This window comes from Bilophila sp. (assembly GCF_057864385.1).
This window is the reverse complement of the sequence record NZ_DBMAFI010000096.1, coordinates 1-10126: the sequence shown is the minus strand read 5'-3', so window position 1 is coordinate 10126 and position 10126 is coordinate 1. Positions and strand designations below refer to the sequence as shown.

The 10126-nt window shown below is 58.3% G+C and carries 8 protein-coding genes; 3 read left to right on the top strand and 5 right to left on the bottom strand.

What is annotated here, in order from left to right; all coding sequences use genetic code 11:
* Window positions 1-1074: 1074 nt before the first annotated feature.
* Window positions 1075-2415, bottom strand: coding sequence for an alanine/glycine:cation symporter family protein (locus ACZM8Y_RS16950; protein ID WP_479860122.1), 1341 nt, complete (start codon window positions 2413-2415; stop codon window positions 1075-1077).
* 241 nt (window positions 2416-2656) lie between these two features.
* Between ACZM8Y_RS16950 and ACZM8Y_RS16945 the strand changes: the two genes are divergently transcribed.
* Window positions 2657-3880, top strand: a complete 1224-nt coding sequence (locus ACZM8Y_RS16945) for an MltA domain-containing protein (protein ID WP_482334262.1) — start codon at window positions 2657-2659, stop codon at window positions 3878-3880.
* A 318-nt stretch (window positions 3881-4198) separates the two neighbouring features.
* Here the strand turns inward: ACZM8Y_RS16945 and ACZM8Y_RS16940 are convergent, their stop codons facing one another.
* The 3 genes from ACZM8Y_RS16940 to ACZM8Y_RS16930 all read right to left on the bottom strand — a co-directional run bounded on the left by ACZM8Y_RS16940 (window position 4199) and on the right by ACZM8Y_RS16930 (window position 5955).
* Window positions 4199-4657 (bottom strand): periplasmic heavy metal sensor, encoded by a 459-nt coding sequence (locus ACZM8Y_RS16940; protein ID WP_302554767.1) that lies wholly within the window; start codon window positions 4655-4657, stop codon window positions 4199-4201.
* 370 nt (window positions 4658-5027) lie between these two features.
* Window positions 5028-5498, bottom strand: coding sequence for a periplasmic heavy metal sensor (locus ACZM8Y_RS16935; RefSeq protein ID WP_482334265.1), 471 nt, complete (start codon window positions 5496-5498; stop codon window positions 5028-5030).
* 208 nt (window positions 5499-5706) lie between these two features.
* A complete protein-coding gene (locus ACZM8Y_RS16930) occupies window positions 5707-5955 on the bottom strand; it encodes a hypothetical protein (protein WP_482334266.1) in 249 nt (82 codons plus the stop codon).
* Here ACZM8Y_RS16930 and ACZM8Y_RS16925 point away from each other — a divergent pair.
* Window positions 5946-7694 (top strand): ATP-binding protein, encoded by a 1749-nt coding sequence (locus ACZM8Y_RS16925; protein ID WP_482334268.1) that lies wholly within the window; start codon window positions 5946-5948, stop codon window positions 7692-7694. The genes ACZM8Y_RS16930 and ACZM8Y_RS16925 overlap by 10 nt on opposite strands.
* 202 nt (window positions 7695-7896) lie before the next feature.
* The gene (locus tag ACZM8Y_RS16920) at window positions 7897-9264 is read left to right on the top strand and encodes a sigma 54-interacting transcriptional regulator (RefSeq protein WP_302554675.1); all 1368 of its coding nucleotides are present in this window, start codon (window positions 7897-7899) and stop codon (window positions 9262-9264) included.
* 61 nt (window positions 9265-9325) lie between these two features.
* Here the strand turns inward: ACZM8Y_RS16920 and ACZM8Y_RS16915 are convergent, their stop codons facing one another.
* A complete protein-coding gene (locus ACZM8Y_RS16915) occupies window positions 9326-9925 on the bottom strand; it encodes a cytochrome b/b6 domain-containing protein (protein WP_302554676.1) in 600 nt (199 codons plus the stop codon).
* Between the last annotated feature and the right edge of the window lie 201 nt (window positions 9926-10126).

Here is a 10126-nt window from a genome sequence, read left to right as displayed (position 1 = left end):
TTGTTTTTTGTCATATTCTTTAAAAAAGGCTGCGTCATAGAAAATGGTTGATGCTTTCTTTATTAAAAATTAAAAGGAAAGGCTCTGTCATAGTACATGGTTGTTTTGTTTTAGCAATATACTGAAAATATATGTTTTTTCTCAAAATTTTCCGCTGGTGGGCTCTGTGATTGGGGGATTTTATTGGTTATTTCTTTGAAATTTCAAGGAAATAAAGCATCAACCGTTTTCTATGACACAGCCAAAGGAAAAAACAATAGAACATCTCAGCAATAGAGCACATCAACGAAAAAACTGGAGAAAAAGGATATATTTTACCATCCTGTGGAGAGCAAACAACCACATTCTGCGGCAGGGCCTATAGTAATTGATGTCATCACGTTCGGTTAAGGTATCTGCTGGCGGGCCCAACGACGAAAGATGGTTTCCCCAGCATCTATCTTGAATGGCTCCATCATAGTATAAAATTGGGCTCTGTCATAGTATGTGGTTGATTTATCTCCATAGCACGGTGAAAATGCCCCCTTTTTCTCCAGATTTCTCCTTGGGGGAGTCTACGGTTAAGGCATTTGGCTGGCTATTCCTTTGGAATTTCAAGAAAGCATTAACCGTTTTTTATGGCACAGCCTCTTGAATAACATGAAGCAAAAGGTTGTGTCATAGAAAATGGTTGACGCTTTTTTCCTTGAAGTTCCAAAGGGATAATTGGAAAAATGCCTTAGCCGTAATCCCGCCAAGGGGAAAACCGGAAAAAGGCTGTATTTTCACCGCACTATTGAGATGAAACAACCACATACTATAACAGAGCCAAGCAAAAAATAACCTATTGTTACAATAAACTAAACTGCTAAACCATCCACAGGCCCACTCACACAGGGAACGCCGTAACAGACAGGTAATTGAATTCACGCATGGGTGCACAGATCCTCTCACACAGGGAATGCCGTGAACAGGGATTCGATAAACGCGAAAATCTTTGAAGAGGGAGGGGTGGGGTTCGGGGAGGGGAGGGAGAAACTTTCTTAGAAAGTTTCTCCCTCCCCTCCCCGAATAAACCAACACTGATACACCCCTTCAAGGGCGATTGTTTTCACGTACGGTTTTGAACACCACAGGGCTCAGCAGAAGCACGCCGATGAGGTTGGGGAAGGCCATCAGTGCGTTGAAGGTGTCGGCAAGAATCCAGACCAGATCAAGCTGGGCTAGTGCGCCGATGGGCACGACGATGGTATAGAGGACGCGGAAAGGCTTCAGCGCCCGATCCCCAAACAGGAATATCGCGGAGCGTTCCCCGTACACGCACCAGCCGAGGATGGTGGTAAAGGCGAACATGACCAGCGAAATAGCTACGATGGACGAGCCTGCGCCCGGCAGGGCGGTTTCAAAGGCCCGCGCGGTCAGCGAAGCGCCCTGAGCGCCGAGGGCTGTCCATTCCCCGGTGACGAGGATGGCGAAGCCAGTCATGCTGCACACGATCATAGTCGTGATGAACACGTCGAGCATCCCAATGGTGGCCTGCCTGATCGGGGTGGAGGTCGCGGTGGCGTGGGCGATGGGCCCGCTGCCGAGCCCGGCTTCGTTGGCGAAGATGCCCCGCGCCATGCCGAACCTGACGGCCATCATGACCGTGGCCCCGGCAAAGCCCCCTTGCGCCGCCGTGGGCGTGAAGGCTTCCTCAATGACGTGCAGGAACATCGCGGGCACTTCCTTGATGTGCAAAATGATGATGAGCAGCGAGGCAAGAGTGTACAGGGCCGCCATGAAAGGCACTATTTTCCCGGCAACGCTGCCGATGCGCCGCAGTCCGCCCAGCAGGACGGAAGCGATCAGCAGGAACAGGATCAGTGCCGTGATCCATGTCGGGATGCCGAAGGTTCCCCAGAGCACGCCGGAAATGGCGTTGGTCTGCACGGCATTGCCGGTTCCGAAGCAGGTTATCGCCGCAAAAATGGCGAACAGCCCGCCGAGCCATTTCCATTTTTCACCGAGGCCGTTCTTGATGAAGTACATGGCCCCGCCCACGAAGTTCCCCGCCGGGGTCACTTCCCGGTAGTGGACGGCAAGCAGGATTTCGGAAAACTTGGTCGCCATGCCCACCATGGCGGTACACCACATCCAGAACAGCGCGCCCGGGCCGCCCGAAAGGATGGCCGTAGCCACGCCGACGATGCTCCCCGTGCCGATAGTCCCCGCGAGGGCCGTCATCAGGGCATTGAACGGCGTCAGCTCGCCCTTGTCGCCCGCCGAGGAGCTCCTGCCCTTCCAGAGCATGGAAAACGCTGAAAAAATGTTGCGGAACGTATAGAAACGCAACCCTACGGTAAGGTAGAGGCCCGTTCCGATCAGCAAGATCAGCATGCCCGGTCCCCAGATCACGTCGTTGATCGCCTTCAAAGCCTGCATCAGCGTTTCCATCGTTGTCTTCCTGCGTTGCGTATTCGGGAGCTTGGTTCTATGGTGGCCGCGCACCGTTCAGCGGCGGTGCGGGACGTCCCTTTTTCAAGGGGACCCTCTGGCATGTACCGTATTGCAGGGGAAAATTTCATTATTATCACACCCGGTGAATCCGGTTCCGGGCATATGCGTACCGGTGCGCCGCCGTTCCCTTTGAGGGGAATAGGCCAGAGGGCGCGCCCCTTCACGCAATGAGGAATCCATGTTGAAAACATTCGTGTTGTGCCTTGCCGTCCTGTTGGCCGCATGCGGGGCCAAACCCGCCCCCAAGCCTTTCCCCGCCCCTGCCCCAACCGCCTCTTCCGAGATCCGGCGGCTGCCCCATCCCGCCGTCGAAGCGCTGGATACCCCGGCCCCGCTGTTCCGGCAGGCCTCGGCGGAACAGGCGCGTGCGCAGATCGCCCGTATGGATAAGGCGTCTATGGGGCTGCGTTCGTGGATGGAATTGGCCCCCGCACTGGAGCGGAGCCTTGCGTATGCCCGGAGCTGGGAACCGGACGAGCGGGCCGCCGAGCACAGCGGAATCAGGATCACATGGGGAGAGGTGGTTGCGTCGCTGGAAAAGCTGAAGGCGATACTGCCGCGGCTCGACGTCCAGCCCGAACTGCTGGAAGAGGGGTTCCGGTGGCTGGGCGTCACCCCTGAAGTCAAATTTACGGGATACTATTCGCCGGTTTTGCAGGCCAGCCGGACGCGCAAGCCGGGATACGAATATCCGATCTACCGCCTTCCGGAAGAGCTCGCCCCGGATCTGGCGTGGTGCCTGCCTACGCACAGTTGCCCTGAGGAAGCCTTTTTGCAGGTGATCAAACCGGAAGATCCGTATTACAGCCGGGCGGCCATCGATCTGGATGGAGCACTCAAAAACCGGAATCTGGAAATGGCATGGCTGGGGCATCCGGTGGAGACGTATGATCTGATGCTGGAAGGCTCCGGCATTTTGGCTTTTGACGACGGGACGCAGCAGGCCGCCCTGTTCGCGGGGCTGAATGGGCATTCGGGCCAGAGCATGGCGGGCTACCTGATCCGTTCGGGGGAACTTCCGCGCAGCAAGGCCTCGATGAAGGGGATCCGCCGGTGGTGGGACAGCCATCCCCAAAAGCGCAGGGCCTTTTTGAACGCTTCCAGCGGCTACGTCTTTTTCCGGTTCGGTGCCGAGCATCCGAAAGGGACGGCTGGCTGCGAACTGACGCCGTGGGTCAGCATGGCGGTCGATCCGCGCGTCCTGCCGCTTGGCGGCATCGTTTCCTACGCGCTTCCGGGGCGGCAGGGCATCAGGAGAGGGCTCGGCTTCGCGCATGATACCGGTGGAGCGATCCGTTTGCGGCGCATCGACATGTACACCGGGGAGGGTGAAGAAGCCCACCGCCAGGCCATGGCTATTTACAATCAGGGGCAGGTCTGGCTGTTGTTGGCGAAACGGTGAGCCTTGCCGAAAAAGTGAGTCTTCCCCTCCGGGGGAGAAAAGCCGTTGCCGTGGCGTTTCGCGCCCGGCTCCATGCGTTCATGCCTTTTCCTTACCGCAAAGAACCGTGCGCAAAACGCCAAGGCCGAGGGAGGCAGTCCTCCTCGGCCTTGGTGCGGAAGTGAGGTTGTTGAAGAAATATTCGGGAAGATGATGAACGGCCTGCCGCATATATCCTTGGTTGGGGCGGGAGGCGGAAGCCGCCCTCATGCGGCCCCCGCGCCTGATGGCGTATCAGGCGCACCGTTCCGGGGGGAAGGTTCCCCGGAACCCGGAGGTCTAGTAGTTGCAGTTGGAACCGTAGCCGCCGTGTCCGCCATGACCGCCATGACGCCCGCCGTGGTGGTAGCCCCTGCCGTTGCCCATCATGCCGTAGCCCGCCATGCCGCGGTCGTTTTCCATTCTGTCGCCGAGGGCCATGCGTTCGGCACGGAGTTGGGAACGGAGTTCCGCCACTTCGTTGGCGAGCTTGGAGATGGCTTCGGGCTTGGCGTTGGGGTTGCGGGACAGGGCTTCCAGCTCAATGTCCTTGGCGTCCAGCTTGTCCTGAATCGGGGATACGCGGCTGTAATACTCCTTCATCATGGCATCATAGGCGCTTTGGTTTTCGGGAGAGGACGCGGGCATCCCGGCGTGGCTGCCGTAGCTGTGATACCCGTTGTAGGCGAAAGCGGACACGCCGGAGCCAAGGACAATGGCGGAAAGGGCGAAAGCGGCGATAAGGGCGCGGGTCTTCATAATATGTGCTCCTGTGCTGGTGTTTGAGAGGTTGTGTGGGAAAACATAAGGCTCTGTTATAGTTTGTGGTTGTTTCATCTCCGCAGTACATTGAAAATACAGGCTTTTTCTCCAGTTTTCCTCTTGGCGGGAGCTACGGATAAGGCATTTTGCCGGTTATCCCTTTGGAGCTTCAAGGAAAAAAGCATCAACCATTTTTTATAACACAGCCAAACATAAATTCGTTGCGATGATGCGGAATATATGGTGAAGCGGTTGGCCGCAAATGTTCCGGTTGGGGCGGAAGGCGGAACCGGCCCCTGCGGCCCGTGCGCCTGTAAGATATCGGGGGGGCCGCTCCGGGGAGGAAGCCTCCCCGGGAGCTTGGAGGCTAGTAGCTGTAGCTGGAACCGTAACCGCAGCCGTGTCCGCCATGACCACCGCCGTGATGTCCGCCGTGGCGGTAGCCCATCATACCGCAGCCCATCATGCCGCGGCTGGGCTGGACGCCGAGTTCCTTTTCCATCTTGTCGCCGAGGGCCATGCGTTCGGCGCGGAGCTGGGAGTGGAGTTCCGCCACTTCATTGGCGAGCTTGGAGATGGCTTCGGGCTTGGCGTTGGGGTTGCGGGACAGGGCGTCAAGCTCAATGCCCTTGGCGTTCAGCTTGTCCTGAATCGGGGACACGCGGCTGTAATAGTCCTTCATCATGGCATCATAGGCGCTCTGGTTTTCGGGAGAGAGCGCGGACATCCCGGCGTGGTTGCCATAGTGGTGGTACCCGTTGTAGGCGAAAGCGGATACGCCGGAACCGAGGACGAGGGCGGAAAGGGCAAAAGCGGCGATAAGGGCGCGAGTCTTCATAATGTGTACTCCAGTAATGGTGTGTTGATTGAAAGGTTGAAGCCAAACGGCTTGCCAAGAGTATAGCAACAGGCGTGCCAAAGTACATAGTATTTTATAACATATGGATTTTATTTATTAAAATAAAAATACGCTCTTCGGCACTTCACGGGCGGCCCCGTGAGTGGGTAGAATGGAACCACAACGCGTTTCCGAGTGTGTAAAAACGTCACACTTCCCAGCCGGAGGCAGGGGAGGTACGCTTCATCAACTTCGGCGCCTTCAGCATGGATGCCTTCCCAGCCGGAGGCGGGATGGGTACGCCGGGGAACCTGCGGAGCATGGGGCCGAAAGTGGCTTCAATCCGGGAATGGTTTTTGCTGTACCTCAAAAAAATTCGGATCCCAAGATCCGGCAGCCGGGTATCGTCAGCCGGATGCCGCTCCGCAAAAGGATATTCACGTGTATATGTCGTCATTAAAGAAAATGCCCCGGTGGCTCACGCTGTTCCCGTGGTTCGTCATGCTCTGTGCCTTGCTGTTTTCAGCGGGGATTGTGGTGTTCGGGCTGCACAACGCCAAACGCGAATCGGATTTCACGTCCCAACTGACCCTTGAAAAAGGGGCGGCGCTCATCAGTGCGCTGGAAGGTGCGCTGCGGACTGGCATGGGTTACCACTGGTCTGATGAAGTGCTGAGCGATCTGCTCAATAAGGTTGGGGAGCAGCCGGACATCATTTCACTGGTGATCACCAACCGCAACGGGACGGTACTGATGGCGGCGGATACCGGGCTCATCGGCACGAGCTTCCTGCCTCCGGAAGTGTTGGCAAAGCTCGATCCGGCCCGGCAGGTCAAATGGAATACGACGGAATTGCCCGGTGGGATGCCCGTATTCCAAGTGTACAAGCAGTTTTCCGTCCCTCTGGGCGAACGCCGCAGGCATGGCGGCGGGCACGGGATGATGAGGCGCGGGATGGGCGGCTCGTGCGGCATGTTGGAAGAGAGCATTGCCGAGGGCACATCGCTGGTTATTTTCGTCGAGTACGACCTCACCCCCCTTGAGGAGGCGCAGGCTGCCGATGAAAAGCATATGGCGGTCATGTTTGGCATCCTCGTCTTCGTGGGCTTGGTAGGGGGGATTACGCTGTTCCTGATCCAGAGCTATCGGCGTTCGCGCAAGCTCGTGCAGGAAACGACTGCCTTTTCTTCGGAAATCCTGCGGACGCTGCCGGTGGGCATCATTTCCACGGACATGGACGACCGCATTACATCCATCAACCCCGCCGCACAGGATATTACCGGGCTGCACCGGACGGCGGCGACGGGGCGGGGCCTCCATGACCTGCTGCCCGGCGTTTGGGCCGTGCTTGAAGGGCGGACGGCTCAGGAAGCCGCGAGGGAGCAGGAGGCTTGGTGTACGGTCGGTGAACGCCGGATTCCGTTGGCGATCAGCGCCTCGCATATTGTGACCGAGGAAGGCGAAGCCATCGGCACGGCTTTGATCATGCGCGATCTTGGGGAAATCCGGCGCCTCCAGAGCGAACTGCGGCGGCGGGATCGTCTGGTGGCCCTCGGCAATATGGCGGCGGGCATCGCCCATGAAGTCCGCAACCCCCTCAGCGCCATCAAGGGGTTGGCCCGTTTCTTCATGGAAGCAAGCCCCGAAGGAAGCGACGAAAGCCGTATGGCCGACATCATGACGAAAGAAGTGCTCCGTCTGGACAAGGTGGTGGGCGACCTCCTCGATTTTGCGCGCCCCGATGTGCTGAACCTGACCGATGTCGCGCTGAACGAGCTTGTGGAGCGGGCCCGTGATATGGTGCGGTCGGATATGGACGCCCACAAGATCCGGTTTGAGGCCGAACTGCCGGAGCCTCCGCTTTCCGTGCGGCTGGATCGGGATCGCATGACGCAGGTGCTGCTCAATTTGTTTCTCAATGCTGTACAGGCCATGCCCGATGGCGGTAAGCTGCGGGTGTGGGCCCGGATGGAAGGCACCGAGCTGGCGCTGGACGTTGCGGATACGGGGTGCGGCATTGCCCCCGAACGCCTTGCGGATATTTTCAGCCCCTATTTCACCACCAAGGCCAGCGGCACGGGGCTGGGGCTTTCCATCGTGCACAAGATTGTGGAAGCGCACGACGGCACGATTGAGGTCGCCAGCACGCCCGGCGAGGGTACGGTGTTCAAGCTCCGTTTTCCGTTTGTGGCGTAGGCGGGGATGGGGAAAAACGGGGGAGGGGAGCTCCCTTCGGAAAGATTTCCCTCCCCGGCCCCGACCCTCCTTTCCCAAGCGTTTTGATGTTGTTGAATCCCCTCCGTTTTTCCGGTTTTTTATGAAGTTCATAATGTGGCGGAAGGGAAGGTTTTGTTGGGATTGTATATACCGATTGATCGAGAATCATTTGAGGAGTGGCATGGCTGAGAAAGGTTCACATACGGTTCTTGTGGTGGATGACGATCCGGGGCATCGCGGGATGCTTGAGGCGCTCCTTGGCCGCTGGGGGCTGGCCGTCACGTCTGCGGGGGATGGAAAGGAGGCTGTGGCGCGGGTATGCGAACGGCCTTTTGACGTGGTGCTGATGGATATCCGTATGCCCGACATGGACGGCATCACGGCTTTGAAGGAAATCCGCAAGTACAACCCGGCTGTGCCGGTCGTGCTCATGACGGCGTATTCCGCCGTGGAATCCGCTGTGGAGGCCATGAAGTCCGGGGCCGTGGATTATCTCATCAAACCCCTCGACTTCGATCTGCTCAAGTCCACCTTGTTCAAAACGCTGGAACACAGCGAGGCCGTCCGGCCCGGCGAGCGTTTCCCCGTCCCGGTGGAGGGGATTGTGGGAAACAGCCCCGCCGTCCGCAGGATGCTGGAGATGATCCATACGGTGGCCCCTTCGGAGGCGACGGTATTGATCAACGGCAAGTCCGGGACGGGCAAGGAGCTGGTGGCGCGGGCCATCCACAACCAGAGCCAGCGCAAGGACGGCCCGTGGGTGGCGGTGAACTGCGCGGCCCTGACCGAAAGCCTTCTGGAGTCCGAATTGTTCGGGCACGAGAAAGGCGCTTTCACGGGCGCGGACAAGCGCCGGGACGGGCGTTTCCTGCAGGCGGACGGCGGAACGCTGTTTCTGGATGAAATCGGTGAAATTTCCCTGCTCATGCAGGTCAAGCTCCTGCGGGCCATCCAGCAGCGGGAGATCCAGCGCGTGGGAGGCGACGCCACCCTCAAGGTGGATGTGCGCATCGTGGCGGCGACGAACCGCAACCTGCTGGATGAGGTCGCGGCCGGGCGCTTCCGCGAGGATTTGTATTATCGGCTCAATGTCGTCAGCATACAGGTTCCGTCCCTTCAGGAGCGGAGCGAGGACATCCCCCTTCTGGCGGAGCACTTCCTCAAGGTTTTCGGCGAGCGGAACCGCAAGGATGTGAAGGGGTTTACCCCCAAGGCGATGGACATGCTGGTCAAATACCCGTGGCCGGGGAATGTCCGCGAGCTGGAGAACGCGGTGGAGCGGGCCGTGGTGCTGCTGTTCGGCAGCTACGTTTCGGAACGCGAACTGCCGCTTGCCGTAACGCAGGCGTACGGGCAAGAGGAGGGCACGGAACCGTCAGCGCTGTCCGTCCCTCTGGAGGGGGCGACGCTGGAGGACGTGGAACGCGAAGCCATCCTCCGTATGCTGGACAGTGTTGGCGACAACAAGAGCGAAGCGGCGAAGCGGCTGGGCATCTCCCGCAAGACCCTGCACACCAAGCTCAAACGGTACGGGCAAGAGCAGGACTGATCACATTTGGGCAGGGAGAAGCGGCCCGTCCCCACCCGGTACGGGCGGGAAACAGGGCTGATCACATTTGGCGCGCCCTCTTGCGTTGCCAGACGAAGAAGTGGAGCAGGGCCATGCAGCCGTGCCCGATCAAATAGAGTTCGATGAGGAATGACAGGTTCTTATGGGTTTCCAGCGCCGGCCCCGCGAACGATGAGCCGTTCAGCCAGAGGATGAACCAGATCAGGCCGCTCAGCACGACGAGCAGCAGGGCGCCGAGCCCAAGCCCCTGCACGGTGGTTGCCAACCCCTTCGGGCGCGGCGGAACCATCTTGAAGCGCAAGCTGGCCTGAACGTCTTTTTTGAGTTGTTCCGTATCGCCCCAGAGGTAGGGGAAGAAGTAATGAAAGCCGCGCTTCGTGAGGCTGTCCGCCGCAAGCAGCAGGCTGACGATGACAACGAGCAGGCCTGACAGGATATGATACCACGAGGCCAGCCAACTGCTGAGGGCGGGATTGATCTGCCCGGACGGAAGCATATGCATGGCGAAGCTGCTCAGGATTTGCAGGATAACCAAGGCGGCGATGATTGCGTGCAGGAACCGCATGTAGGGTTTCTGGAAGAAACCGAGGAATTGCCAGAGCAGTTTCGCCTGATTGCCGAGTGCGGATGTGACGGGCATGGGATTCTCCTTTTTCCGCCATCATACGCGAACGGTTCAGGGAAACGCCATGATAGAAAAGAGGGGAGGTTAGAGGAATATTGGGGAGGGGGAGGAGAAACTTTCTAGAGAAAGTTTCTCCTCCCCCTCCCCAAACCCCACCCCTTCCTCTTCAAAGATTTTTGACTTTATCGAATCCTTTTTGACAGGTTTTCCAGTGCA

Excerpts from the sequence above, each read along its gene's own strand:
- ACZM8Y_RS16945 (WP_482334262.1), top strand. The coding sequence starts at position 2,657 with ATGTTGAAAACATTCGTGTTGTGCCTTGCCGTCCTGTTGGCCGCATGC.
- ACZM8Y_RS16940 (WP_302554767.1), bottom strand. The coding sequence starts at position 4,657 with ATGAAGACCCGCGCCCTTATCGCCGCTTTCGCCCTTTCCGCCATTGTC.
- ACZM8Y_RS16925 (WP_482334268.1), top strand. The coding sequence starts at position 5,946 with ATGTCGTCATTAAAGAAAATGCCCCGGTGGCTCACGCTGTTCCCGTGG.
- ACZM8Y_RS16935 (WP_482334265.1), bottom strand. The coding sequence starts at position 5,498 with ATGAAGACTCGCGCCCTTATCGCCGCTTTTGCCCTTTCCGCCCTCGTC.
- ACZM8Y_RS16930 (WP_482334266.1), bottom strand. The coding sequence starts at position 5,955 with ATGACGACATATACACGTGAATATCCTTTTGCGGAGCGGCATCCGGCT.
- ACZM8Y_RS16950 (WP_479860122.1), bottom strand. The coding sequence starts at position 2,415 with ATGGAAACGCTGATGCAGGCTTTGAAGGCGATCAACGACGTGATCTGG.
- ACZM8Y_RS16920 (WP_302554675.1), top strand. The coding sequence starts at position 7,897 with ATGGCTGAGAAAGGTTCACATACGGTTCTTGTGGTGGATGACGATCCG.
- ACZM8Y_RS16915 (WP_302554676.1), bottom strand. The coding sequence starts at position 9,925 with ATGCCCGTCACATCCGCACTCGGCAATCAGGCGAAACTGCTCTGGCAA.